Source organism: Kribbella sp. NBC_00482, assembly GCF_036013725.1.
Taxonomy (GTDB): Bacteria; Actinomycetota; Actinomycetes; order Propionibacteriales; family Kribbellaceae; genus Kribbella.
In genome coordinates this window covers 1,802,843-1,826,339 of sequence record NZ_CP107881.1, presented here as the reverse complement: position 1 = coordinate 1,826,339, position 23,497 = coordinate 1,802,843, and the positions used below count along the sequence as shown (strand labels likewise).

The following is a 23,497-nucleotide window of genomic DNA, read 5'->3' as shown; positions in this document are numbered from 1 at the left end:
GGACTCAAGTTTGGATAAGTTGTACCTAGTGACTGTTGTTGCTGGAACTTGAAAGGCTGGAAACTAGATGGATGTTCAGCGGTTGACGACCCTCGCGCGGGAAACCCTGTCGGTCGCGATCCGCCAGACCTCCTCGGCGGGCAACCCGACCGTGGAACCGATTCACCTGCTGTCCGGGCTGCTCGCGCAGCCCGAGGGCACCACGATCGGCCTGCTCGAAGCGGCCGGCGGCGACCTCGACGCCGTACGCCGGAAGACCGCCGAGCAGCTGAGCCGGCTCCCGAAGGCGAGCGGTGGCAGCGTGCAGGCGCCGAGCCTGTCGCCGAGGACCGGTGACGTGCTGAACCAGGCGGAGCAGCGGGCCCTCGGGCTCGGGGACGAGTACGTCTCCACCGAGCACCTGCTGATCGCGCTCGCGACCGTCGAAGGAGCTGCGAAGAGTGCGCTCGGCGTGACGCCGGACGCGCTGCTGCAGGCGTTCGACCAGATGCGCGGCAATCGCCGGATCACCTCGCCGGAGGCCGAGGGCACCACCAAGACGCTGGAGAAGTACGGCGTCGACCTGACCGAGCGCGCCAAGGACGGGAAGCTCGACCCGGTGATCGGGCGGGACTCCGAGATCCGGCGTGTGGTCCAGGTGCTGTCCCGCCGTACCAAGAACAACCCGGTCCTGATCGGTGAGCCCGGCGTCGGCAAGACCGCCGTCGTCGAAGGACTGGCCCAGCGGATCGTGGCCGGTGACGTGCCCGAATCGTTGCGCGGCCGCCGGCTGATCAGTCTCGACCTCGGCGCGATGGTCGCGGGTGCGAAGTACCGCGGTGAGTTCGAGGAGCGGCTGAAGGCCGTGCTGACCGAGATCAAGGAGTCCGACGGTCAGATCATCACGTTCATCGACGAGCTGCACACCGTCGTCGGCGCCGGTGCGTCCGGTGAGGGCGCGATGGACGCCGGCAACATGCTGAAGCCGATGCTGGCCCGCGGCGAGCTGCGGATGATCGGTGCGACCACCCTGGACGAGTACCGGACGCGCATCGAGAAGGACCCCGCGCTGGAGCGTCGTTTCCAGCAGGTGTTCGTCGGCGAGCCGTCGGTCGAGGACTCGATCGCCATCCTGCGTGGCCTGAAGGAGCGCTACGAGGCGCACCACAAGGTCGCGATCTCCGACTCCGCACTGGTCGCCGCGGCGACGCTGTCCAACCGCTACATCAGCGGCCGGCAGCTGCCCGACAAGGCGATCGACCTGGTCGACGAGGCCGCGTCCCGGCTGCGGATGGAGATCGACTCGTCCCCGGTCGAGATCGACTCACTGCGTCGTACCGTCGACCGCCTCAAGATGGAGGAGCTCGCGCTGTCCCGCGAGGACGACGCCTCGTCGCAGGAACGGCTGGAGCGGCTGCGCGCCGACCTCGCCGACCGCGAGGAGGAGTTGCGCGCGCTCGAGGTCCGCTGGGAGCGGGAGAAGACCGGCCTGAACCGGGTCGGTGAGATCAAGGAGCGCATCGACGAGCTGCGCGGCCAGGCCGAGCGCGCCCAGCGTGACGGCGACCTGGAGACCGCGGCCCGGATCCTGTACGGCGAGATTCCGCAGCTCACCAAGGAGCTCGAGGAGGCCGACGCCCAGCCAGAGGTTGCCGAAGGCCCCGAAGCGATGGTGAACGAGGAGGTCGGGCCGACCGAGATCGCCGAGGTGATCGCGATGTGGACCGGCATCCCGACCGGCCGGCTGCTCGAGGGCGAGACCGGCAAGCTGCTCCGGATGGAGGACGAGCTCGGGCACCGGCTGATCGGTCAGCGCGCGGCGGTCAAGGCCGTGAGCGACGCCGTACGGCGGGCGCGCGCGGGCATCTCCGACCCGGACCGGCCGACCGGTTCGTTCCTGTTCCTCGGCCCGACCGGTGTGGGTAAGACCGAGCTGGCGAAGGCGCTCGCGGACTTCCTGTTCGACGACGAGCGGGCGATGGTCCGGATCGACATGTCGGAGTACGGCGAGAAGCACAGCGTCGCGCGGCTGGTCGGCGCGCCGCCCGGGTACGTCGGGTACGAAGAGGGCGGCCAGCTGACCGAGGCTGTCCGCCGCCGTCCGTACTCGGTGATCCTGCTCGACGAGGTGGAGAAGGCGCACCCCGAGGTCTTCGACATCCTGCTGCAGGTGCTGGACGACGGCCGGCTGACCGACGGCCAGGGCCGTACGGTCGACTTCCGGAACGTGATCCTGATCCTCACCAGCAACCTGGGTTCGGCGTACCTGGCCGACCTGTCGCTGGACGACAAGGCCAAGCGTGACCAGGTGATGGCCGTGGTGCGGCAGTCGTTCAAGCCGGAGTTCATCAACCGGCTCGACGAGATCGTGCTGTTCGACGCGCTCGGCAGCGAGGAGCTGACCCAGATCGTCGGCCTGCAGATCGAGGCGCTGCAACGGCGGCTCACCGATCGGCGGATCACGCTGGACGTCGACGAGGGTGCGATGGAGTGGCTCGCGATGACCGGGTACGACCCGGTCTACGGCGCCCGCCCGCTCCGCCGCCTGGTCCAGTCCGCGATCGGCGACGAACTCGCCCGCGGCCTCCTCGACAGCACCATCCGGGACGGCGAAACCGTCAAGGTAACCCTCAACGAGTCGAAGGACGCGCTGGACGTCTCTGTCTGACGATCACTGCTCGAGCCGGGCCGGTCTTCCTAGACCGGCCCGGCTTTTGTATTGGCCGGGAATGCCTTCAAACACTTGAACTTCCGGCAGTTGCCGGTCGGTACCTCTCCGCTCTTGAAACCAGCGGTTACTGCTTGGTAGGAACGTCCGTCAGCAAAAGTACTGAACAGTAGTTCAAGTACGTGAAACTTGGATTTTCCGGCGGGGGGTCCCCGGAGTCCCACAGTGAGTGGAGGACTCAATGCAGCGCAGCACCCTGTTATCCGGTGCGCTGCTGGCCGTCGTCGCGGGTCTGTTGTGTCTGGTCGGGGAAGCTCTCGGTCTGGATACGCAGCACACGGCGCTGGTCGGCGGGGCACTGGGCGGTGTGGTGGGGCTGGTGCCGGATCGCACACCGGCGATGCGCGCGGCCGGCTTCTTGATCGGGTTGTTCGTCGCCTGGCTCGGATTCGCCGTACGGGCGCTCTATCTGCCTGACGCGGCGTCCGGCCGGGCCGTCGCGGCCGTCGCCGTGGTGGCTGTGTGCGTGGCGTTCACGGCCGGCTCGGCCGACCGGATCCCGTTGTGGACCTTGCTGCTCGGCGCGGCCGCGATGGTCGCCGTCTACGAGGAGACCTATACCGCGGACAGCCCGGCCTTCCTGGCCCAGTCGCCGTCGGCGGCCACCGGCGTACTGCTGGCGGCCGGGCTCGGGTTCCTGGCGACCTCGCTCCAGCGGCCGCGACCGGCGCCGGCCGCTGAGCGTTCCGAGGTGCCACCCGACGAGCCGACCGAAGAAGATGCCTGGGTTCCCGCCGACGACACTCGTGAGCTGGCCTCGACCGAAGGAGACCGTGCGTGACCGCCCGACGCATCACCCGGGGACTGGCTGTCGCCATCGCCGTCCCCTCCGCTTTCGTCCTGTCGACGTCCCCGGCGCTGGCCACGTCGAGCGCACTCTCCGCCGGACCCGTCACGGTTACCAACACCGAGACTGTTCAGGCCAGACTCGACCCCAGCGGCAAGGTCGAAGGCGCTCGCATCTACGAGCAACTCGCCTTTGCCGGGACCGGAAAGGTGAAGCTCGCCAACCCGGTGTCGACCGACAGCCTGCGCAACCTGGACAGCTTCGGCGGCTTCTCGGTCCAGGGCGGCAAGATGGCTGTGGACCTGTCGGTGGACGGCGAGCAGCGGATTCGCACCGTCAGCGACTTCGACAAGAAGAAGCTGCCGATCAAGGTCGCCGTCACCTACACCCTGAACGGCAAGAAGCTGTCCAAGCCCAGTGACGTCGTCGGCAAGAAGGGTCGGCTGGAGGCGCACTACGTCGTGGAGAACACCTCGGCCAAGACCGAGTCGGTGACGATCACCGACGGGTACGGCAAGCAGGTCGTCGAGGAGGCCGAGGTCGTCATTCCGATGGTCGGTCAGCTGACGACCGTGCTGCCGCCCGAATTCGCTGATGTCACCTCGGCCGAGGCGAACAAGGCCGGCGACGGCAGGGGCGGTACGAAGCTGAGCTTCACCGCCACGCTGTTCCCGCCGGTCGGTGCCGCGAAGGCGGAGTTCGGCTGGGCGGCCGAGGTCAAGGACGCGATCGTCCCCGAGGCCGAGCTGACCGCGTTGCCGGTCAGCCCGCTGGAAAGCCCGACCTTCAAGACCGCGGTCTCCGGGTACCAGAGCGGCGCACAGAAGGGCGCCGACCTGGTCGAGGGCGGCACGACGCTCGACTCGAACCTGATCCGGCTGCGGGACGGCGCGCAGAAGTTGCTTGGCGGCCTGCTGCAACTGAACGCCGGTGCGAAGACTCTGAACGAAGGCCTCGCCAACCAGGCCGCGCCTGGTGCCACGAAGCTCTCCAGCGGTGCGTCGCGGCTGGCGGGCGGCCTGGCTGAGCTCGAGTCCGGTGCTTCTCAACTGCGCACGAAGACCGGCGAGGCCGCCAAGGGTGCGGACAAGCTGGACAAGGGCGCGGGCCAGCTGCAGAAGGGCGCGAAAGACCTCGCCGCGGGTGCCGGTCGTTTGAAGACCGGCACCGGCAAACTCGCCTCCGGCCTGGACGAAGCCACCGGCAAGGCTCCTGCCCTGATCGACGGACTGAACCAGGTCAGCGGCGGGCTGAAGAGCGTCGAGGACGGCCTCGGTCAGATGTACGGCGGCATCGGCCAACTGCCCGCCAAGGCGAAACCCCTGCACGACGGCGTGGCGCAGCTTCGCGCGGGGATCGGCTCGGTCGGAACCGAGGGAACGTTGCTCGGCGGACTGGAGCGCCTGAAGAAGCAGCTCGCGGCCTCCGGTCCTGGAATCGACAAGATGCGCGGTGGCGTGCACTGCGCCGCGGATGCGCTCAATGCGGTCAGCAACGGCAAGCCGGTCGGAACGTACGACGAGGCTTGCTATGGCGCCGCTGCCGCGCAGCTGAACGGTCCGGCCGGGGCGCTGAACGTCGGGCCGGAGACCAATCCGGTCAAGAAGATGATCCTCGACTCGGTGATCGCCCAGATGGGCTCGATGGGTGACCCGGTGCCCGATCTGGACAAGCCGCTGCCGGATTCCGCAAAACTGCAGGTTGCGCTCGCTTACCTGAAGGGCCGGCTGACCCAACGCGCCGTACCAGGTATTGCGCAGCTGCAGTGCGGGCTCGACAACCGGGTCTCGGGCTGCCCGGACTCGGAGCCCGGTCTGATGCAGGGGCTCATGGCGGTGGATGCTGGCGTGACTCAGCTGGTGTCCGGCGTGGTTGGCAGCGTCCAGGGCGGCATCGGCACTTCCAAGGACACGCCGGCCAAGAAGACCCTGCGTGGCGGGGTCAACGGGCTGCAAGGTGGCATCGGACAGATCCAGGCAGGCGGTAAAACGCTGCTGGCCGGCCTCAACCAGCTGTCGGACGGTGCTGACCAGCTCGACACGGGTGCGGGTGCGCTGTCCACCGGCACTGGCAAGCTCAAGGCGGGTGCCGGCGTGCTGGCGAACGGCACCGGGCAGCTCGGCAACGGGCTCGGGTTGCTGGCCGGCGGTACGGGCAAACTGGCCGACGGCGTCGGCCAGGCCAAGACCGGCTCGGACCAGCTGGCGCAGGGTTCCAAGGATCTGGCGACCGGCATCGGCTCCGCGGCCGAGGGTTCGGGCAAGCTGGCGGATGGTCTCACCACCGCCACCGAACAAGCGCCCGCTGTCCCCGACGGCGCCGGCCGACTCTCGAAGGAAGGTGCGAAGGTGCTGACCAAGAACGGTGCCGACACCGCACTCGACTTCGGCCGCCGCTCCAGCCTGCTTTCCGCCGCCGCCGACCGCGCCAAGACCGAGTCGATGCCTTTCGGTGCTCCCGAGGGTGCGACCGGCGCAACGGCGTACTCGCTCAAGCTGGCCGGGGCCACCGGTGAAGGCGACCGCAGCTGGATCCGCCTTCTCGCCGGCCTGGCGGTCTTCGGTGTCGCCATCGGCTCCACCAGCCTCCTCCGCAGGCGCGCCAGCTCCTGAGGTTCGCCGCCCAAGCCGGCCCGGTCATGCAGACCGGTCCGGCTTGGGCAGCGTTGTTTGGCCGATCTGGGAGGATCGGGGCGGGGGTCGTGGAAGGACGTTGGATGACTGGGCAGCGTGGTGACGAGCCGGTTGATGGTGGGCCGGGGCCGTACAGCGGACTGTTCGGTGCGGTGCCGGACACGCACGGCTACCAGGCGGCGACACCCAAGCAGGTGACGGTCGCCTCGGTGATCGCGATCGGGCTCGGCGCGCTGTGCCTGCTCCTCGCGGGCCTCACTCTCACCTCGGCCGGCGACCAGATCTCCGAAGTACTCACCGGCTCCCGCGGCAACACACCGGTCGCGGTCGCGGCCACGCTGGTGTGCGCCGTCGTCTACCTGGTCCCCGCGCTGTATCTCCGAAAGCGCCGCCCGTGGTCCCGGTATGTGCTGATCGCCGTCGCCGCCATAGGCATCGCAGGCGGGATCATGTCCCTCCCGGCCAGCCTGCTCGGCCTCGCCGTCCACGCGACCCTGCTGATCCTCATGCTCCAACGCCCCACCAGACTCTGGTTCAACCACCGCTGACTCCAGGAGACCCCTGTGGAGATCTGGATCAATCCCGCCTGCTCGAAATGCCGAGCCGCCACCAAGGCGTTCGACGAGGCCGGCATCGACTACACCGTACGGCGCTACCTCGACGAACCACCCACCGTCGAAGAACTGACCGCCGTCCTCACCCGCCTCAACCTCGAACCCTGGGACGTCGTCCGCCACAACGAACCCACCGCCAAGCCCCTCCGCGACCTCCCACGCGACGAAGCCCACCGCCCCGACTGGATCGAGGCAATGGCCACCAACCCCATCCTCATCCAACGCCCCATCATCACCGCCGACGACAACACCACAGCCATAGCCCGCAACCCCGAAACCCTCACCAAGTTCCTCCCATAAACCTGCCTGTCAGAGTTTCTGGAGGCGGGTTAGGGCTTCTTGGAGGACTTCGGGTTGTTTGCAGAAGGCCCAGCGGACCAAGGGGCGGCCTGGTTCGGGGTTGTCGTAGAAGACTTGGTGGGGGATGGCTACTACGCCGGCTCGTTGGGGGAGCATTCGGCAGAAGTCGATGCCGTCGGTGTGGCCCAGGGGGCGGATGTCGGTGGTGATGAAGTAGGTGGCGGCGGGGAGGTGGACGTCGAAGCCGAGGTCGGTCAGGCCGCTGGCCAGGAGGTCGCGGCGGGACTGGAGGTCGGCGCGCAGGGCGTCGTAGTAGTCGTTGCCCAGGGCAAGGGCATTCGCGACGGCCGGCTGGAAGGGCGCGCCGGACGTGAAGGTGAGGAACTGCTTGGCGGTGGTCACCGCCGTCACCACTGAGGGCGATCCGGTGACCCATCCGATCTTCCATCCGGTGACCGCGAACGTCTTCCCGGCGCTGCTGATCGAGACGGTCCGGTCCGCCATCCCCTCGTAGGTCGCGAGCGGCCGGTGCGTGCCGTCGTACACCAGGTGTTCGTAGACCTCGTCCGTGATGACGATCAGGTCGTGTTCGAGGGCGACGTCGCGGATGCCGCGCAGTTCCTCGTCGTCGAGGACGGTCCCGGTCGGGTTGTGCGGTGAGTTGATCAGCAGCACCTTCGTCCGCGGCGTGACGGCGGCGCGCAGTTCGTCGAGGTCCAGCCGGTACGACGGGGCGCGCAGCGTCACGGGTACGCGGCGCCCGCCGGCGAAGGCGATCCCGGCCGCGTACGAGTCGTAGTACGGCTCCAGCGCGATCACTTCGTCACCGGGCTCGACGAACGCGAGCAGCGCGGCCGCGATCGCCTCGGTTGCACCGGTGGTGACCAGGACCTCCGTGTCCGGGTCGTAGGAGAGGTCGTAGAACCGCTTCTGGTGGTCGACGATCGCCTGACGCAGCGCGGGCACGCCGCGGCCCGGCGGGTACTGGTTGGCGCCGGCCCGGATCGCCGCGATCGCGTCCTCGAGCAGTGAGTCCGGCCCGTCGCGATCCGGGAAGCCCTGGCCGAGATTCACCGATCCGGTCGCCACCGCGAGTGCGGACATCTCGGCGAAGATCGTCGTACCCAGCCCATCCAACCGCTCAGCGTGTGCGCGCATCCGCTAACCCTCGATCGTCGTGACCATGTGTGCAAGCCAGGCTCGCGCCGTGGCGCGGTCGGTCTTGCTGAACTCGGCCTCGAGTTCTTCCTCGAGCTTGCGGATCGCCGGGGTCGCCTCGGCCAGCCGCTGGGCGCCGCCGGCGGTCAGGTGGACCTGCTGGGTACGGCGATCCTTCGGGTTCGGCCGGCGCTCGATCAGGCCGGCCCGCTCCATCCCGGTGATCAGCTCGTTGGCGGACTGCCGGGTGGTGCCGACGACCCGGCCGACGTCGGCGATGGTCAGGCCCGGATCCTCCCGCACGCAGAGCAGTGTCCCGTACTGCTGCACCGACAGCCCGTGCTCGTCGAGCGCCACTGCGAGGGCCGAGCGCATGCTCAGCCAGGCGTGCCGGACGAGAAACGTCACGCAGCCGTCGTCCTGGTAGGGGTCCATGCTCCCCATTCTGCCGGGTCCGCGTGCGGAGACACGAAAAGGAGATTGACAGGTTCCTGTCAATCGAGGATGATCAAGACCTCGTCAGGGTCCTGACAATTATAGGAGACTTCGTGTCTACGATCGACCCCCGGCGGCAACGCCGCATTCTTGCCATCCTGGTCGTCTCGGCCGTCCTGATCTGGATCGACTCGACCGTCCTCGGTATCGCTCTCGAACGTCTCGCCGACCCCGTGCAGGGCCTCGGCGCCACGCCCGGCCAGCTGCAGTGGGCCGTCGGCATCTATTCGTTGCTCTTCGCGACCGCGCTGTTCCTGGCCGGCGCCCTCGGCGACCGGTACGGACATCGGACCGTCCTGATGCTCGGTCTGCTGATCTTCGGCGGCGCCTCGGCCTGGGCTGCCTGGGCCACCGACCCGGCGGCGCTCATCCTGGCCCGCGCGGCGATGGGTCTCGGTGGTGCGCTGATCATGCCGCCGTCGATGGCGATCATCGGCTGGACGTTCCCGCCGGAACGCCGAGCCGGCGCGATCGCGATCTGGGGCTCGTCGGCCGGCGTCGGGGTCGCCGTCGGACCGGTGCTCGGCGGCCTGCTGATCGATCACTTCTGGTGGGGCTCGGTCTTCACCATCAACCTGCCGATCGTCGCGTTCGGCCTGATCGGCGCCGCGCTCGTCCTGCCGAATCCGCGGAGCCCGCAGCGTCGTCGGCTGGACCCGCTCGGCCTCGGCCTGTCCACCCTCGGCCTGCTCGGCCTCTCGTACGGACTGATCGAAGGCGGCCACCAGGGCGGCTGGGACCGCTGGCAGGTCTGGGCCAGCATCGCGGCCGGACTCGTCCTGCTCGCCGGGTTCATCCTCTCCGAGTGGCGGGAACGCGAGCCGAGCTTCGACCCGCGCCTGTTCCGCAACCGCCGGTTCGCAGCCGGCAACTTCGCTCTCGCGGTCGTCTTCCTCCTGCTCACCGGCCAGAGCTTCTACCTCGCGTTCTACCTGCAGGGCGCTCGCGGGATGAGCGCGCTGTCGGCCGGCCTGATGTCGTTGCCCGCCGCAATGGGTGTCATCGTCGGCTCGCAAGTAGGTGTCCGGCTGGCTGCCCGGTTCGGGGTCGCCAAGGTCTCGGGTACGGCGGTCTTCGCGCTGGCCGCCTGCTCCGGGCTGAACCTGGTCTACGACGTCGACACCCCGCTGGTGTGGGTCGGCGTGATCGGTGCGCTCGTCGGTCTGTCCATCGGTATGACGACTGCCCCCACCACAACCGCCGTACTGGCGACCCTCCCGCTGGATCGCATGGGCGCCGGATCAGCGGTCAACAACGTCCTTCGCCAGGTCGGCAGCGTGCTCGGGGTCGCCATTCTCGGCACGATCGTCTCGTCGACGTACCAGCACCGGATCGCGCCGACGCTGGCCGGACTCCCGGACGCCGCCGGTACGTCGGCCGAGGCGACCCGGCACGCGGCGGCGAGGCTCGGTCGACCGGAGTTGGTGACGGCCGCGAACGACGCCTTCATCCACGCCATGCATATCGCGGCTCTGGTTGGTGCAGGCATCGTGTTGGTCGGCGCTGTGGTTCTCGTGCTCGCGTTCCGGATCCCCACGCCATCACAATCGCCGGATCAGGAAGCGACTACGCCTGAGCGCGCCGGCATCGGCTGATTGTGATGGCCTGGGGAACCGTCAACCCCAGGGTGACGGCGGCGGTGGCGGGACGACGGCGGGGCGGTCCTCGCACCACGTCGCGCTGGTCCAGCCGCCGTCGTTGCCGCCGAGGAGTCGTACGTCGAACTCCGGCGGGCCGTCGAAGTGGAACGTGCCGCAGTTGTTGACGAACGGGGCTCCGACGTTGCGGGCGTCGACGTTCTCGAAGGTCGCCCAGCCGCCGACCCGGGCGTTCACGACGTTGGTCCCGGTGCCGTCGACCTTGATGTTGCGTACGGCGACTCCCGTGATCGCGTAGTCGTCCTTCACCGGCCAGTCGACGACGAACATCATCGCGTTGTACGTCGAGTCCAGGAACGAGCTGTCGGTGATCTCGAACGTTGCGGACATCGTGGACTGCAACGCGTACAGCCAGATCGCGCCGAGGCCGATGTTCCAGTTGAGATCGCGCGGACCGCCGCGGACCGTGGTGTTCCGCGCGAACGTCAGCCTGCCCTCGAACGGTGTGGCGTTGAACCGCGAGCCGGCGTGCAACGTGCTGCCCTCGCGGATCGGGTCGGCGACCAGGTTGTCGGTGACCGCGTTGTCGCGGCCGCCGTAGATCGCGATGTTGTTCGCGAGTACGGGTGTCTGGACGGTGTTGTGGTCGTAGACGTTGTCGTGATTGACCAAGCCGGCCGGGTTCGCCTCCGACCACATCGCCAGCCCGTCGTCGCCGCTGTTGCGGACGAAGTTGTTGGTGGCCCGGACGTTCGAGACGCCGAGGTGCAGATTGATGCCGTCAGCAACGGCATCGGTGATGACGTTGTTGCGGATCAGCAGGCCGTCCATCGGTCCGTCGAGCCAGATGCCGACCTTGGTGTGATGCAGATACAGGTTCGCGATCGTGGAGCCGCCGCCGATCGCGCCGCCGATGCCGTTCACCTGGTCGGTGTCGATGCGTTCGCGGACATCACTCTCGATCGCGAAGTCCGACAGATGTACGCCGGTACTCCCGCCGTCGGCGGCGTACTTGCCGTAGAAGCCAGGTGCGCTGTGCACCGACTTGTCCGGCGCGTGTTCGGCCAGCGGGAGCACCTTGCCCTTGATGATCGTCCACCAGTTGCCGGCACCACGGATCGTCACCCGGTCGACGACGATGTGCCGGTTCACCTGGAACGTGCCCGCGGGGATGAACACCGACCAGCCGATCCGCTGCGCGGCCGCGATCGTGCGCTCGATCGCGGGCGCGGCGTCCCGCCGCCCGGTCGGGTCCGCGCCGAACAACCGCACGTCCAATGAGCGACTAGGTTGCTTGAGCGGCGCCGCAACCAGTTCGAAGTCCGCGACGTCGAGCACGGTCCACGCCGCGGCCGTCGCACGAGGCACCGCGAACCGAACGCGCGAGCCGGCCTGGTACGTCCGGTCGAGCATCACCCGCTGCTCGTCGTAGAAGTGGTTCGGCCGGAACGGCTTGGCGACCGGGTCCGGTTCCGGCTTCCACCAGCCCGGGGTCGGGTCGACGTTCGGGTCGTTGGAGAACGGATACATGCCGTAGAGCCAGGCGTACTGCGACGTCAGCGTCATCGTCCGCCGGTGCTTCCCGTTGACGGTCACGTCGAGCGGCGCGGTGATCCCGCCGCCGGCCGGAGCGTCCGGGATGCTGTACCGCAACGTGAACGCGTTCGCGGGCTGCGTCAGCGTGAATTCGACGTACTGCTTGGGCTGCAGCCGTACGGCGGTCCGCCCGGAAGCCTCGGCCGGGAGCGTGTACGCCTCCCGCCCGGGGCCGAGCTGCTCGCCGGTGAAGACGGCGTTCTCCGCCTCCTGCTCGACGAACGGTACGGCGGCGCCGCGGCCGGTCACCAGTGCGGGATCGAGCCCCGCACGCGTGATGCGCGGCGCGGGGTCCGCGGCGGCTGGTTGGGATGTGAGTACGGCACCGAGGAGCGCGGTCGTCACGGCGACCGCGATCAAGTGCGAACGGGACATCGGCGGATCCCCTCCCGGACGAAGTGTCTGGAGGTTATGCACCCGACGAGCAGTGCGCAAGATCTCGACAGGTCAGAGAAATTTACGAACCATGAAGACGTCGACCGGATCCTCGGCCTCGGTGACGAAGCCGTGGCGCTCGTACAGCTTCCGGGCCGGACTGCCCTGCAGGACATTCAACGCGACGGTCGTGTCGCGGGCTTCGTCCAGGACGGAGCGCAGTACGGCGGAACCAACCCCACGACCCTGGTGCTGCGGGGCGAGGTAGAAATGCTCGAGCCACTGGCGGTCCTCGGCCGGCCGCATGCTGATGGATCCGGCGAACTCGCCGTCGACCTCGATGATCCGGGTGTGCTCGGGTGCGTAGGCGTCCCGCAGGCGCTGCCGGACGCGATGGTCGTCGTACCGCCCGAGGCGTTCGAGGTCCGGGCGCATGGCGACGGCCCGGAGCTCGACGAGGTCCTCGAGGTCGTTCGCCGTCGCGGGCCGCAGGGTCCACCTCATGGCAGCGCCGGTTGCGGGACGGGGCGGAGGGCGCGCAGCCAGAGTTCGGTCTGGGCGATGTGGGCGGACGCGGCGGTGGCCGCGGCCGCGGGGTCGCGGGTGGTGATCGCGGCCAGGATCGCGCGGTGGCCGCGGTCGCTGGTCCGCTTGATCGCGTCGAAGTCGGCGCCGGGCTCGAAGATCCGGTAGTGGCCGCCGCGGCCGCGGATCACGCCGGTGAGCGCGGTGACGGTCGGGTTGCCGCCGGCCGCGCAGATCAGGCCGTGGAACTCGGCGTCCAGGTGCTGGATCTCGGTCGCGTCGGTGGTCGACTCGAGTTGGTCGAGGACCGCGCTCAGTCGCGCTGCGAGCTCCGGGTCCTGGCGGGCGGCCGCGGCGGCGGTCGCGTGCGCCTCGAGCACCCGGCGTACCTCCAGCAGTTCGAGCACCCCTTCGAGCGGAATCAGCTCGACCGACAGCGAGAACCTGCCGATGATCGCGGCCGGGTCCAGCGCGGAGACATACGTGCCCGAGCCGTGCCGGGACTCGATCACCCCGAGCGCGCCGAGCGACCGCACGGCCTCCCGCAGCGAGCTCCGGGACACGCCCAGGTCGTCGCACAACTCGGGCTCCGGCGGGAACTTCGCCCCCGGCCCGAGCTCCCCGGACGCGATCATCTGCCGCAACCCGGCCAGGGCCTTGTCCGTAGCAGCCATCCCCTCACCTCCTCCCGAAGCGTAAGTCCTCAGACCACTTCTGGTCACATCTGTCCATGCTCAGCCTGCCCCCCATGACTTTAACGGCGATTCATCAGATGTTTGCTCGGAAGAACCCGGGCAGGTCGGCCGCCCGCCAGCGCCGGGTCGCGAGCTGCTCGTACGGCGTGCCGGCGGTCACCCAGACCGTCGTCATCCCACGCGCGTGCGGCCCGGTCAGGTTCACCTCGAGATCGTCGAACATCGCAGCCCGCGCCGCGTCGATCCCGAACGACGCCAGGAACGCGTCCAGGCTCTCGTCGTACGGCTTCGGGACCAGGTCCGCGGCGAGGATGTCGAAGACGCCGTCGATGCACTCGGTCAGTCCGAGACGCCCGAGCACCTGCTCCGCGTGGTACGCCGAGCCGTTCGTGTACAGGTACCGCCGCCCCGGCAACCCGGCGAGGATCTCCGCCAGCACCGGATCGGGACGAAGTACCTCGTAGTCGATCGTGTGCTCCCACGCGAGGTAGTCGTGCGGGTCGATCGACCGGGTGTTCATCAGGCCGCGCAGTGTCGTCCCGTGCTCGGCGACGAGCTGTGCCTGCAACCGAAGGGCCTCGGCCTCGTCGGTGCCGAACAGGTTGGCGAGGTACGCCCGGATCCGGAGGTTCATCTGGTCGGCCAGTCCGACGTCGGCGGGGTACAAGGTGTTGTCGAGGTCCAGAACCCAGGTGTCGATGTCCGCGAGCACCTGATCAGGGTAGGTGACACACTGGGTGCGTCACCGACGGGAGGACTGCACGATGCCGACTGCGCTCGTCACCGGGCCGGCGACCGGGATCGGCCGGGCGTTCGCGGACAAGCTTGCGCTCGAGGGCTACGACCTGGTGCTGGTGTCGCGGGACGAGGCGCGCCTCAAAGAGGTTGCCGCCGACATCACGCGGCTGCACGGTGTCGAGTGCGAGGTGCTGGCCGCTGACCTGACCGACACCGCCGATCTGGCGCGCGTCGAGGAGCGGTTCCGGACCGGGCCGATCGAGCTGGTGGTGAACAACGCCGGCTTCGGGCAGAAGAAGCCGTTCTGGGAGAACCCGGTCGAGGTCGAGGAGAAGCAGCTCGATCTGCTGGTTCGCGTCGTACTGCGGCTCACGCATGCCGCCGTACTTCCGATGATCGAGCGCGGCTCCGGTGCGGTGATCAACGTGTCCTCGGTGGCCGGGTTCCTGCAGCGCAACATCTACAGCGCGCACAAGGCCTGGGTGACGAGCTTCTCCGCCGGGCTGTCGACCGGACTGCACGCGCAGGGGGTCGCGGTGATGGCGTTGTGCCCGGGGTTCGTACACACCGAGTTCCACGAGCGGATGGGGATGGACAAGACGATCATCCCGTCGTTCATGTGGCTGGACGCGGACGAGCTGGTCGCCGCGGCCTGGAAGGATCTGCTGCGGGGCAAGGCGATCTCGATCCCGAGCCGCCGCTACAAGCTCCTGATGATCGCCGCCCGCTTCACGCCCCGAGCGCTCATTTCACGCGTGTCGACCGTGGGCCTGGACGGTCGCCGTCCCGCTTCGTCGATCGCTCGACGAAGCTGACCCGCGTCACAGCTTCTCCGCGACCTCGGTGAGGATGGCGAGGGTGGCGGTGATCAAGGGGTGATCGGCGCGGCTGTTGCGGACGGCGGCGTACACGCGGCGGGTCGGCGCGGGGTCCGCCAGTGGGCGGATGAGGGCGAGGGTCGGCTCGGGTACGGCGAGGCGTGGGACGAGCGAGACGCCGCCACCGCCTGCGACGAGGGCTGCAACGGCGCGGAAGTCGTCGGACTGGTGGACGATCCGCGGCTGGAAACCGGCCTGCTCACAGGCGAGCAGTACGACGTCGCGGATCGGGTTGCCGGGCCCGGTCATCACCCAGTCGTCGTTCGCGAGCATGCCCAGCTCGATCGTGTCGTGGTCCGCGCCCGGGTGCGTCGGCGGCAGGACGGCGACGAACGGCTCGGCGTACAACGGGATCCGGACCAAGCGCTGGTCGTCGGGTCGCGGGGAGCCGCGGTGCTCGACGGCGATCGCGAGGTCGGCGTCGCCGTCGAGCAGATGAGTCATGCCCTGGTGGCCCTCGGCGTCGCGGACGACGAGGGTGAGGCCGGGGCTGGTCTCGCGGAGCCTGGTCAGCGCCGGTGCGACCAGCAGGGTGATCGCGGTCGCGAAGGCGACGACGCGGACCTCGCCGTTCGCGCCGTTCGCGTGCAGCCGCATCGCGTCCTCGGCGCGTTCGACCTCGGCGAGGATGGTGTCGGCATGGGCGAGGAGCAGTCGGCCGGCCGAGGTGATCGCGACCCGGCGGCCGCGGCGTTCGAGCAGTTCCTGGCCGACCTCGGACTCCAGGGCTGCCAATTGCTGCGAGACCGCCGAGGGCGTCAGATGGAGCACCTCGGCGGCCGCGGTCACAGTCCCGTGGTCAGCAAGCGCGCGCAACACCCGCAGGCGTCGTACCTCGATCACGAAGCTCAGCTTGGCACAGGTCGGCGTCGAGCTCGCCCGGGATCAGTTTCAGTTCGACGGCCGGACGGTTCGGCGTACGGCTCTCGCGCCACCGGCGTACGGCGTCACGGATCGGGTGGCGTCTCGGGACATAGGGACGCAGCGGGGCGTCCGGCATTGCAGAGTAGTTCTGCTCGTGGATCGATTTGATCATCGAGAACGGGATGTATTGCACGGTGGTTCCTTTCGACCCTTCGACTGTAGGAATCCGTGCCTTGATACGTCCAATGAAAGTTCTGGGCGGAGTTGATGTGCCTGGTGCATGATGTCGGTATGGAACTGCGTCAGCTCAGGTCGTTCGTGGTGGTGGCGGAGGAGATGAACGTCGGGCGTGCGGCCACGCGGCTGCACCTGACCCAGCCGTCACTGAGCCGCCAGATCGCATCGCTCGAGCGCGATCTGGGTGTCGAGCTGTTCGCCCGCGTGAAGCGCCGGTTCGTGCTGACGGCCGCGGGCGCGGCGTTCCTCGCCGACGCACAGGACCTGCTGCGGCGGTCGGACGAGGCGGTTCGCACCGCGCAACGGACGCAGCGTGGTGAGCTCGGGACATTGCGGCTGCGATTCGTGCAGTCGGCAACGTTCGACGCGCTGCCGCGGCTGCTGGGCACCTTCCGGCAGACATATCCCGAGGTAGTGCTGGACCTGGAGTCGTGGACGACGTTGCGGCAGACCGAGGCCCTGCGGGACGGGCGGATCGACGTCGGGCTGCTCCGGCCCAGCACACCGGCCGGTGCGAGTGTCGTCGTACAGCTCGCGCCCAAGCTGACGTCGCGCGTGGTTGCTGAGGACTCGTTGGTGGCTGTACTGCCGGCCGGGCATCGGCTGGCTCGGCGGAAACGGCTGCGGCTGGCCGAGCTGGCCGAGGAGCCGTTCGTGTTCTACTCGCGGCCGAGCGGGCCGGCGGTGCACGACACGATCGTCGGGTACTGCCGGGAGGCCGGGTTCACACCGCGGATCGAGCAGGAGGCAGCCGACGTACAGACGATCGTGTCGCTGGTCGCGGCCGGCCTCGGGATCTCACTGGTGATCAGCCCGACGCCGCCGTCCAACCCCGACACGGTCGTCTACCGCGAGTTGTCCGACGACCTACCACCGTGGCAACTCTCCGTAGCCTGGTCCCCGGACAACCGCTCGCCCGTCCTGGCGCGCTTCCTCGACCTCGTGTAGACCGGTTCAGCCGAAGACGTCGGGGTCGCCGCCGGTGCGGACGCCGGTCTCCAGGTCCGCGATCGCGGCCATGTCGTCGTTGTCGAGGCGGAAGTCGAAGACCTCGAAGTTCTCCTTGATCCGGCTCGGCGTGACGGTCTTGGGGATCACCACGTTGCCGAGCTGCAGGTGCCAGCGGATCATCACCTGGGCCGCCGACTTGCCGTACTTCGCACCGATCGTCGCGAGCGCCGGGTTCGCCAGCAGTTCGCCGGACGCCAGCGGGCTCCATGCCTGGGTGACGATGTCGTTCTCGGCGTTGAACGCGCGCAGCTCGTCCTGCGGCAGCGCCGGGTGCAGCTCGATCTGGTTCACCGCGGGCCGGATCGTGGTCTCCTCGAAGATCCGTCGCAGCGCGGGCTCGTGGAAGTTCGAGACGCCGATCGCGCGCACCCGCTTGTCGGCGTACAGCTGCTCGAACGCCTTCCAGGTGTCGATGTACAGGTCCCGCTGCAGCGACTGCCAGTGGATCAGGTACAGGTCGACGTACTCGAGGCCGAGCTTTTCCAGGCTCGCGTCGAAGGCCTTCAGCGTGCTGTCGTACCCCTGCTCGGAGTTCCACAGCTTGGTGGTGATGAACAGATCGTCACGCGGGAGGCCCGACGCCGCGATCGCCCGGCCGACGCCGGTCTCGTTGCCGTAGATCGCTGCGGTGTCGATGTGCCGGTAGCCGGTCTCGAACGCCGACGCCACGACATCGGTGACGATCGAGTCCTCGACCTGCCAGACCCCCAGGCCCAGCTGCGGGATCTCGACGCCGTTGTCCAGAGTGATGGAGGGGACTGTGTTCATCTACCCATTCCACCCGGCAAAGGGTTGCTGGCCCAGTCATCCGACGTGTGACAACAACCTCATTAACCGGTAGTAACCAATTCGTAGGACTTGGCATCGGGCTCCAGGAACCGGAGCAGCCCGTCGCCCTCCCGCTCCAGCTCCGCCTGCGTCTTCTTCAACGTCTTGCCGAACGGAGTGAGCGTGAGAGTGGCCACACCGCGCTTCTTCTCGGTCGTCCACAGCCCGGCGACCAGGCCGTCGACGGTGTACGTCGCCTTGACCCGGAGGTTCTTCGTGAACACGGCCGGCTTGTGCTCGTCGGCGATGATCCGCTCCCGTTTCGCATGCGACAGCAGCACGTTGTCGAACTCCGGCAGGAAGCGCACCGGCGCCGGTGTGTCTGCATCGGGGCGAGGCGCATCCGGTACGTCGTACAGCGTCTTGCCGGCCTCGTCCGTGAACGTCTCGAGCTCCAGTTCGTCGAACAACGGCTTCGCCTTCTGCAAACCGGACCAGGTCTGGAAGTCCGCCGGCGTGGCGGGACCGAACGCCTGCAGGTAGCGGGTGACCAACTCCTTGGTCTCCGAACGCTGATGGAGCTTCTTCCCGATCCACTCCTCGGCCGGCGTGAATCGGGAGTTCGCCGTCCAGGACCAGCGGACGTCCGTTGGGTAGACCACCAACGGCACCAGCATCCTGGTACAGAATCCGAGCGCCCGCTCGTTCACGTCAGGGAACTGCTGCTGCAGCGCGTCGCGCACCTCGGTGAACGTCAACGGCTCCTTCGCCAGCAACTTCTTCGCCGCGGCCACCACCTTGTCCGGCTCCAGCCCCGCGCCGCGTTCCCCCAACACCTTCAACCCCGCCTCGAGCACCGGCGCCACAGTCATCCGGAACCGCAGGTAGTCCGCCGCAGTCACCAGATGCAACGTCCCCCGGAACAGCGTTCCCCGTACGACGTCGTGCTCCCGGACCGCCTGATCCAGCTCGGACTCCGCGAACCCGTCGATCCGCGACCACAACCCGACGTACGGATGCTTGGCCTCCTGCCCCTGCATCCCCACCAACCGCCCGACCACATCAACAGCCGGCACCGGTTCCCGACCCAGCAGAACCTGCCGCGCCAACGTCGCCCGATTGACCGCCCGCCCACTCATCACCACCATGCACGCATCCTGCCCGGCCGCACCGACAAATGTCAGCGGCGACCCGGCGACGCGACCGCGAGTGCGTTGCGGCGGCACGCGTCTGCGAGGCGTTCGTCGTACGTGACAACGAGGTCGGCGTCGATCAGCACCGCCGTTGCGAGATGCAGTGCGTCGAGGCTGCGCAGGATGAGTGGCTCGATCCGCCGGGCGACGCTGACGACCTCGGCCGTCAGCTGGCGCTCGTCGATCCCGGACATCGCGCCGTCGATCAGCTCACCTGCGTCGGCAGGCGTCCGCACTCGCGCGAGGACGACGCGCGAGACCTCGACCCATGCGAGCGAGGACGAGGCGAGCACATCGCCCTGCTCGTAGTGGGCGTCGAGGAAATCCACCAGGTCGTCCGATTCGTCCTCGGCGACGACTCGCTTGATCAGCGCGCTGCTATCGAAGTAGACCCGCATCAGAAGCGGTCGTCCCGACCGAGCAGGTCAAGGCTGGTGGTTCCCTTCGGCAGTCGAAGCCGCGGCTTCACCTTCCGATAGCCGACCCGCGCGGGCTGCACGACGCCCGCCACCCGCGCACGGTCGCGATCGGTGATCAGAGCCTCCATCGCCTCATGGTCGATCAGGTGCAGATGCCGGCCGAGGGCGTCCCGCACGATCTCCTGCTGGGATCGCCCGGTGCGCGCTGCCTCGGCCTGAAGGGCTGTTGCCACTTCGGACGGGAGTCGCAGGTTCATGGCCATGCATCGACGGTACCACGGCGGTACCGTCGATGGTACCGTCAGCTGTAGTCGTTCTCGTTGTACTTGGGGAGGCTGAGGAGTTGGCGGATCTGGGGTGACGGGGACTTGGCGCCGGCGGCTGTGGCGCGTTGGACGTGGTCGGCCAGCTCGGACTTGGTGCCGGCCGTTGCGGCCAGGAGCCAGTGCGGTCGGGCGGCGGCGTCTGTCTTCGCCAGCGCGCGCATCTGCGTCGAGACCTTGGCGGGCCAGACGACCGACCTCAACGCGCCGGACTCGGCCAGGTTCGCCGCGGCCACCGCCTTGGCCCTGGCCTGCAGGGTCGTCAGCGACATGTTCTCGTTGGCCGCCTTCTCGAACCGCTCGAGCGCGACGTTGTACGGCCGGGTGATCTGCAGGTACTTCGTCCCCGCAGCAGAAAGACTCAGCATCGACGGGTTCGTCCGGGCGACCGGAATGCTCCGCGCCGGCGACGGCGCATACGCCTCAGCCGGTTCCGACGGAGGAGTCACCGGCGGCGCACTCGAGGAGGCAGGCGACGGCGCCGTAGCGACCGGTCCACCGTCCGCCCCGCACCCGGCAACACACGCCAAACCCAGTACTCCGACAACGGCCAGCATCTGGCGCATAAAGCTCCTCACCCAGTGCGAACCGGACAACCCTAGCGGCGTCCGGCCCGACCGGACGAACTACCCCGCCAGGGCGGCGCGAGCCTCGGCGAAGGCAGCGATGGCGCGCTCCACATCCTCGGTGGAGTGGGCCGCGGAGAGCTGGACCCGGATGCGGGCCTTGCCATGGGGTACGACGGGGTACGAGAAGCCGATGACGTAGATGCCGAGGTCGAGGAGTTTGTCGGCCAGGCGGCCGGCCTCGGCGGCGTCGCCGATCATCACCGGGGAGATCGGGTGGTCGCCGGGCAGTACGTCGAAGCCGGCCTCGGTCATCTTGGCGCGGAAGAGTGCGGTGTTGGCGGCGAGCTTGTCGCGCAGGTCGCTCGAGGTGCCGATCAGCTCCAGCGCCTTCAGCGAGGCGGCGGTCACGGACGGCGCCAGCGAGTTCGAGAACAGGTACGGGCGGGAACGCTGGCGGAGCAATTCGACGATCTCGCGGCGGGCGGACACGTAACCGCCGGACGCGCCGCCGAGCGCCTTGCCGAGCGTGCCGGTGACGATGTCGACGCGGTCCTTCACGCCGAACAGGGACGGGGTGCCGGCGCCGTCCGGTCCGACGAAACCGACCGCGTGCGAGTCGTCGACCATCACCAGGGCGTCGTACCGCTCCGCCAGGTCGCAGATCTCGTCGAGCGGGGCGACGTACCCGTCCATCGAGAACACGCCGTCGGTGGCGATCAGCCGGTACCGCGCGTCGGCGGCGTCCTTCAGTTGGGCCTCGAGGTCGGCCATGTCGCGGTTCTTGTAGCGGTATCGCTTCGCCTTCGAGAGCCGGACGCCGTCGATGATGCTGGCGTGGTTCAGCTCGTCGGAGATGATTGCGTCCTCCGCGCCGAGCAGCGTCTCGAAGAGGCCGCCGTTCGCGTCGAAGCAGGAGCTGTAGAGGATCGTGTCCTCGGTCCCCAGGAAGTTGCTCAGGGCACCTTCAAGGTCCTTGTGGATCGCCTGCGTGCCGCAGATGAAGCGCACCGACGCCATGCCGAAACCCCAACGGTCCAAGGCGTCCCGGGCCGCGGCGATCACCTCGGGGTGGTCGGCCAGGCCGAGGTAGTTGTTCGCGCAGAAGTTCAGCACCTCGATGCCTGAGGCCACCGAGATCAAGGACTGCTGGGGTGAGGTGATCACCCGCTCGGACTTGTAGAGCCCGGCATCCCGGATCTCGCCGATCGTGGTCGTGAGGTCGTCCCGCATCCGCCCGAACATCAGTGCTTCTCCTCCAGCGTCTCAGCCGTCCAGTCCATGATCACCTTGCCGCACTGCCCCTGGCGCGCCACGTCGAAGGCACGCTCGAAGTCGGCGTACCCGAACCGGTGGGTGATCACCGGCGTCAGGTCCAGGCCGCGCTCCAGCATCACCGACATCGAGTACCAGGTCTCGAACATCTCCCGGCCGTAGATGCCCTTGATGGTCAGCATGTTGAGCACCACGGTGCCCCAGTCGATCGCGATCTCGTCCGACGGCAGCCCGAGCATCGCGATCTTCCCGCCGTGCGTCATGTTCGCGAGCATGTCCCGCAGCGCGGCCGGCTGCCCGGACATCTCCATCCCGACGTCGAACCCCTCGCGCATCCCGAGACTCTGCTGCGCCTGCGCGATCGTCTCGTCGGCGACGTTCACCGCGCGGGTCACGCCGATCTTCCGGGCCAGGTCGAGGCGGTACTCCGAGAGGTCGGTGATCACCACGTTCCGCGCTCCGGCGTGCAGCGCGACCGCCGCGGCCATCACCCCGATCGGGCCGGCGCCGGTGATCAGCACGTCCTCGCCGACCAGCGGGAAGGACAAGGCCGTGTGTACGGCGTTGCCGAACGGGTCGAAGATCGCGGCGACGTCGAGGTCCACCTGGTCCTTGTGGACCCACGCGTTCATGGCCGGCAGAGCGACGTACTCCGCGAACGCACCCGGCACGTGGACGCCGAGGCCGCGCGTCTTGATGCACAGATGGCGGCGGCCGGCCCGGCAGTTGCGGCAGCGGCCGCACACCAGGTGTCCCTCGCCGCTGACCAGGTCGCCGACCGCGACGTCACGGACGCCGACGCCGACCTCGACCACCTCACCGCAGAACTCGTGCCCGGTCACCATCGGCACCGGGACGTTCTTCTGCGCCCAGTGGTCCCAGCTCTGGATGTGCAGATCGGTGCCGCACAACCCGGTGCGGAGCACCTTGATCAGGACCTCGTCGGCCTCGATCTTCGGCTCGGGGACCTCCTGCAACCACAGACCGGGCTTTGCCTCGGCCTTCACAAGCGCCTTCATGCCCACATCGTCGTCCCGGGCAACCATCGCCGTCCATCGACACGTCGTACACAGCCTTTGCAGGTCAACTGCATACCGCGACATACCCTGGGTGCATGCGGGGAGTAGTCAGGGGAGCGGGGATCGTGTTCCTCGTGGTCGGGGTCGGGATGCTCGGGTGGGTCGGATGGCAGTACTTCGGAACCGGCGTGGTCTCGAACCAGCAGATGGACAAGGCCGAGAGCGCGCTCCGGGACGAGTGGAAGACGCCCGCGGCGGTGAAGCCGTCGACGGGCAAGCCGTTCGTGCTGATCCGCATCCCGAAATTCGGCGCGGACTGGGAGAAGCCGGTGGTGGAGGGCGTCGACGCCGACGACCTGGCCCGCGGGATCGGGCACTACCCGCAGACCCAGCTGCCCGGACAGCCGGGGAACTTCGCGATCGCCGGGCACCGCGTCACCCACGGCTCCCCGTTCCGCAAGCTGCTCGAACTGCAGAAAGGCGACCAGGTCGTCGTCGAGACCGCGGAGGCCGTCTACACGTACGAGCTGGACGGCTCGCCCCGCGACCTGACCGTCAAGCCGACCGACACCTGGGTCCTGGACCCGGTCCCCGGCAAGAGCCAGACGCCCACCCACTCGATCATCACCCTGACCACCTGCCAAGACCTCTTCCACTCCCCGGACCGCTCCGTCGCCTTCGGGCAATTGGTCAAGGTCAGCAAGAAGTAAGGCCCCGCCCGTG

Annotated in this window: 24 protein-coding genes; 9 read left to right on the top strand and 15 right to left on the bottom strand. The window is 68.5% G+C overall.

Annotated features, from left to right (window positions below; all coding sequences use genetic code 11):
• Window positions 1-67: 67 nt before the first annotated feature.
• The 5 genes from clpB (at window position 68) to OHB24_RS09145 (ending at window position 7,041) form a co-directional block, all read left to right on the top strand.
• On the top strand, window positions 68-2,647 hold the full coding sequence (gene clpB, locus OHB24_RS09165; RefSeq protein ID WP_327638524.1) for an ATP-dependent chaperone ClpB: 2,580 nt from the start codon (window positions 68-70) through the stop codon (window positions 2,645-2,647).
• Between the two features lie 241 nt (window positions 2,648-2,888).
• Entirely contained in the window at window positions 2,889-3,488 is a 600-nt protein-coding gene (locus tag OHB24_RS09160; protein WP_327638523.1) for a hypothetical protein, read from the top strand.
• Window positions 3,485-6,106 (top strand): hypothetical protein, encoded by a 2,622-nt coding sequence (locus OHB24_RS09155; RefSeq protein ID WP_327638522.1) that lies wholly within the window; start codon window positions 3,485-3,487, stop codon window positions 6,104-6,106. The genes OHB24_RS09160 and OHB24_RS09155 overlap by 4 nt, the downstream gene beginning before the upstream one ends.
• A gap of 104 nt (window positions 6,107-6,210) precedes the next feature.
• Window positions 6,211-6,675 carry a hypothetical protein gene (locus OHB24_RS09150; protein WP_327638521.1) on the top strand — a complete coding sequence of 155 codons (465 nt, stop codon included), beginning with the start codon at window positions 6,211-6,213 and terminating at the stop codon, window positions 6,673-6,675.
• A 15-nt stretch (window positions 6,676-6,690) separates the two neighbouring features.
• The gene (locus OHB24_RS09145; protein ID WP_327638520.1) at window positions 6,691-7,041 is read left to right on the top strand and encodes an ArsC/Spx/MgsR family protein; all 351 of its coding nucleotides are present in this window, start codon (window positions 6,691-6,693) and stop codon (window positions 7,039-7,041) included.
• A 9-nt stretch (window positions 7,042-7,050) separates the two neighbouring features.
• On the opposite strand, the gene OHB24_RS09140 is transcribed toward OHB24_RS09145, so the two are convergent.
• Window positions 7,051-8,199: a pyridoxal phosphate-dependent aminotransferase gene (locus tag OHB24_RS09140; RefSeq protein WP_327638519.1), complete on the bottom strand. Its 1,149-nt coding sequence runs from the start codon at window positions 8,197-8,199 to the stop codon at window positions 7,051-7,053.
• A 3-nt stretch (window positions 8,200-8,202) separates the two neighbouring features.
• The gene (locus OHB24_RS09135; protein ID WP_327638518.1) at window positions 8,203-8,634 is read right to left on the bottom strand and encodes a MarR family winged helix-turn-helix transcriptional regulator; all 432 of its coding nucleotides are present in this window, start codon (window positions 8,632-8,634) and stop codon (window positions 8,203-8,205) included.
• 113 nt (window positions 8,635-8,747) lie between these two features.
• Between OHB24_RS09135 and OHB24_RS09130 the strand changes: the two genes are divergently transcribed.
• A complete protein-coding gene (locus tag OHB24_RS09130; protein ID WP_327638517.1) occupies window positions 8,748-10,289 on the top strand; it encodes an MFS transporter in 1,542 nt (513 codons plus the stop codon).
• Between the two features lie 21 nt (window positions 10,290-10,310).
• On the opposite strand, the gene OHB24_RS09125 is transcribed toward OHB24_RS09130, so the two are convergent.
• The 4 genes from OHB24_RS09125 to OHB24_RS09110 form a co-directional block, all read right to left on the bottom strand.
• Window positions 10,311-12,263, bottom strand: a complete 1,953-nt coding sequence (locus OHB24_RS09125) for a glycosyl hydrolase family 28-related protein (RefSeq protein ID WP_327638516.1) — start codon at window positions 12,261-12,263, stop codon at window positions 10,311-10,313.
• A gap of 72 nt (window positions 12,264-12,335) precedes the next feature.
• The gene (locus OHB24_RS09120) at window positions 12,336-12,767 is read right to left on the bottom strand and encodes a GNAT family N-acetyltransferase (RefSeq protein ID WP_327638515.1); all 432 of its coding nucleotides are present in this window, start codon (window positions 12,765-12,767) and stop codon (window positions 12,336-12,338) included.
• A complete protein-coding gene (locus OHB24_RS09115; protein WP_327638514.1) occupies window positions 12,764-13,462 on the bottom strand; it encodes a FadR/GntR family transcriptional regulator in 699 nt (232 codons plus the stop codon). Before OHB24_RS09115 ends, OHB24_RS09120 begins: the two co-directional genes overlap by 4 nt.
• Window positions 13,463-13,556: 94 nt before the next feature.
• Entirely contained in the window at window positions 13,557-14,195 is a 639-nt protein-coding gene (locus tag OHB24_RS09110; RefSeq protein ID WP_327638513.1) for a pyrimidine 5'-nucleotidase, read from the bottom strand.
• A gap of 52 nt (window positions 14,196-14,247) precedes the next feature.
• Here OHB24_RS09110 and OHB24_RS09105 point away from each other — a divergent pair, with 52 nt between their 5' ends.
• Window positions 14,248-15,036 carry an SDR family NAD(P)-dependent oxidoreductase gene (locus OHB24_RS09105; protein WP_327638512.1) on the top strand — a complete coding sequence of 263 codons (789 nt, stop codon included), beginning with the start codon at window positions 14,248-14,250 and terminating at the stop codon, window positions 15,034-15,036.
• 6 nt (window positions 15,037-15,042) lie between these two features.
• Here the strand turns inward: OHB24_RS09105 and OHB24_RS09100 are convergent, their stop codons facing one another.
• The gene (locus OHB24_RS09100; RefSeq protein ID WP_327638511.1) at window positions 15,043-15,942 is read right to left on the bottom strand and encodes a LysR family transcriptional regulator; all 900 of its coding nucleotides are present in this window, start codon (window positions 15,940-15,942) and stop codon (window positions 15,043-15,045) included.
• Complete coding sequence (locus OHB24_RS09095; protein WP_327638510.1) at window positions 15,899-16,156, bottom strand: hypothetical protein; 258 nt, start codon at window positions 16,154-16,156, stop codon at window positions 15,899-15,901. Before OHB24_RS09095 ends, OHB24_RS09100 begins: the two co-directional genes overlap by 44 nt.
• Window positions 16,157-16,254: 98 nt before the next feature.
• On the opposite strand from OHB24_RS09095, the gene OHB24_RS09090 reads away from it, so the two are divergent.
• Complete coding sequence (locus tag OHB24_RS09090) at window positions 16,255-17,148, top strand: LysR family transcriptional regulator (RefSeq protein WP_327638509.1); 894 nt, start codon at window positions 16,255-16,257, stop codon at window positions 17,146-17,148.
• A gap of 6 nt (window positions 17,149-17,154) precedes the next feature.
• Here the strand turns inward: OHB24_RS09090 and OHB24_RS09085 are convergent, their stop codons facing one another.
• The 7 genes from OHB24_RS09085 to tdh all read right to left on the bottom strand — a co-directional run bounded on the left by OHB24_RS09085 (window position 17,155) and on the right by tdh (window position 22,774).
• Window positions 17,155-17,979, bottom strand: coding sequence for an aldo/keto reductase (locus OHB24_RS09085; protein ID WP_327638508.1), 825 nt, complete (start codon window positions 17,977-17,979; stop codon window positions 17,155-17,157).
• Between the two features lie 62 nt (window positions 17,980-18,041).
• Complete coding sequence (locus OHB24_RS09080; RefSeq protein WP_327638507.1) at window positions 18,042-19,127, bottom strand: winged helix DNA-binding domain-containing protein; 1,086 nt, start codon at window positions 19,125-19,127, stop codon at window positions 18,042-18,044.
• Between the two features lie 32 nt (window positions 19,128-19,159).
• The gene (locus tag OHB24_RS09075; RefSeq protein ID WP_327638506.1) at window positions 19,160-19,570 is read right to left on the bottom strand and encodes a type II toxin-antitoxin system VapC family toxin; all 411 of its coding nucleotides are present in this window, start codon (window positions 19,568-19,570) and stop codon (window positions 19,160-19,162) included.
• Entirely contained in the window at window positions 19,570-19,854 is a 285-nt protein-coding gene (locus OHB24_RS09070; protein ID WP_327638505.1) for a ribbon-helix-helix protein, CopG family, read from the bottom strand. Before OHB24_RS09070 ends, OHB24_RS09075 begins: the two co-directional genes overlap by 1 nt.
• Before the next feature lie 38 nt (window positions 19,855-19,892).
• Window positions 19,893-20,480 (bottom strand): hypothetical protein, encoded by a 588-nt coding sequence (locus OHB24_RS09065; protein ID WP_327638504.1) that lies wholly within the window; start codon window positions 20,478-20,480, stop codon window positions 19,893-19,895.
• A gap of 60 nt (window positions 20,481-20,540) precedes the next feature.
• A complete protein-coding gene (locus OHB24_RS09060) occupies window positions 20,541-21,725 on the bottom strand; it encodes a glycine C-acetyltransferase (protein WP_327638503.1) in 1,185 nt (394 codons plus the stop codon).
• Window positions 21,725-22,774, bottom strand: a complete 1,050-nt coding sequence (gene tdh, locus OHB24_RS09055) for an L-threonine 3-dehydrogenase (RefSeq protein ID WP_327638502.1) — start codon at window positions 22,772-22,774, stop codon at window positions 21,725-21,727. Before tdh ends, OHB24_RS09060 begins: the two co-directional genes overlap by 1 nt.
• A gap of 95 nt (window positions 22,775-22,869) precedes the next feature.
• Between tdh and OHB24_RS09050 the strand changes: the two genes are divergently transcribed.
• On the top strand, window positions 22,870-23,484 hold the full coding sequence (locus tag OHB24_RS09050) for a class E sortase (protein WP_327638501.1): 615 nt from the start codon (window positions 22,870-22,872) through the stop codon (window positions 23,482-23,484).
• The last annotated feature ends 13 nt before the right edge of the window (window positions 23,485-23,497 follow it).

Excerpts from the sequence above, each read along its gene's own strand:
- clpB (WP_327638524.1), top strand. The coding sequence starts at position 68 with ATGGATGTTCAGCGGTTGACGACCCTCGCGCGGGAAACCCTGTCGGTC.
- OHB24_RS09060 (WP_327638503.1), bottom strand. The coding sequence starts at position 21,725 with ATGTTCGGGCGGATGCGGGACGACCTCACGACCACGATCGGCGAGATC.
- OHB24_RS09105 (WP_327638512.1), top strand. The coding sequence starts at position 14,248 with ATGCCGACTGCGCTCGTCACCGGGCCGGCGACCGGGATCGGCCGGGCG.
- OHB24_RS09085 (WP_327638508.1), bottom strand. The coding sequence starts at position 17,979 with ATGAACACAGTCCCCTCCATCACTCTGGACAACGGCGTCGAGATCCCG.
- OHB24_RS09150 (WP_327638521.1), top strand. The coding sequence starts at position 6,211 with ATGACTGGGCAGCGTGGTGACGAGCCGGTTGATGGTGGGCCGGGGCCG.
- OHB24_RS09050 (WP_327638501.1), top strand. The coding sequence starts at position 22,870 with ATGCGGGGAGTAGTCAGGGGAGCGGGGATCGTGTTCCTCGTGGTCGGG.
- OHB24_RS09070 (WP_327638505.1), bottom strand. The coding sequence starts at position 19,854 with ATGGCCATGAACCTGCGACTCCCGTCCGAAGTGGCAACAGCCCTTCAG.
- OHB24_RS09115 (WP_327638514.1), bottom strand. The coding sequence starts at position 13,462 with ATGGCTGCTACGGACAAGGCCCTGGCCGGGTTGCGGCAGATGATCGCG.
- OHB24_RS09140 (WP_327638519.1), bottom strand. The coding sequence starts at position 8,199 with ATGCGCGCACACGCTGAGCGGTTGGATGGGCTGGGTACGACGATCTTC.
- OHB24_RS09125 (WP_327638516.1), bottom strand. The coding sequence starts at position 12,263 with ATGTCCCGTTCGCACTTGATCGCGGTCGCCGTGACGACCGCGCTCCTC.
- OHB24_RS09080 (WP_327638507.1), bottom strand. The coding sequence starts at position 19,127 with ATGGTGGTGATGAGTGGGCGGGCGGTCAATCGGGCGACGTTGGCGCGG.
- OHB24_RS09120 (WP_327638515.1), bottom strand. The coding sequence starts at position 12,767 with ATGAGGTGGACCCTGCGGCCCGCGACGGCGAACGACCTCGAGGACCTC.
- OHB24_RS09090 (WP_327638509.1), top strand. The coding sequence starts at position 16,255 with ATGGAACTGCGTCAGCTCAGGTCGTTCGTGGTGGTGGCGGAGGAGATG.
- OHB24_RS09135 (WP_327638518.1), bottom strand. The coding sequence starts at position 8,634 with ATGGACCCCTACCAGGACGACGGCTGCGTGACGTTTCTCGTCCGGCAC.
- OHB24_RS09065 (WP_327638504.1), bottom strand. The coding sequence starts at position 20,480 with ATGCGCCAGATGCTGGCCGTTGTCGGAGTACTGGGTTTGGCGTGTGTT.
- OHB24_RS09160 (WP_327638523.1), top strand. The coding sequence starts at position 2,889 with ATGCAGCGCAGCACCCTGTTATCCGGTGCGCTGCTGGCCGTCGTCGCG.
- tdh (WP_327638502.1), bottom strand. The coding sequence starts at position 22,774 with ATGAAGGCGCTTGTGAAGGCCGAGGCAAAGCCCGGTCTGTGGTTGCAG.
- OHB24_RS09075 (WP_327638506.1), bottom strand. The coding sequence starts at position 19,570 with ATGCGGGTCTACTTCGATAGCAGCGCGCTGATCAAGCGAGTCGTCGCC.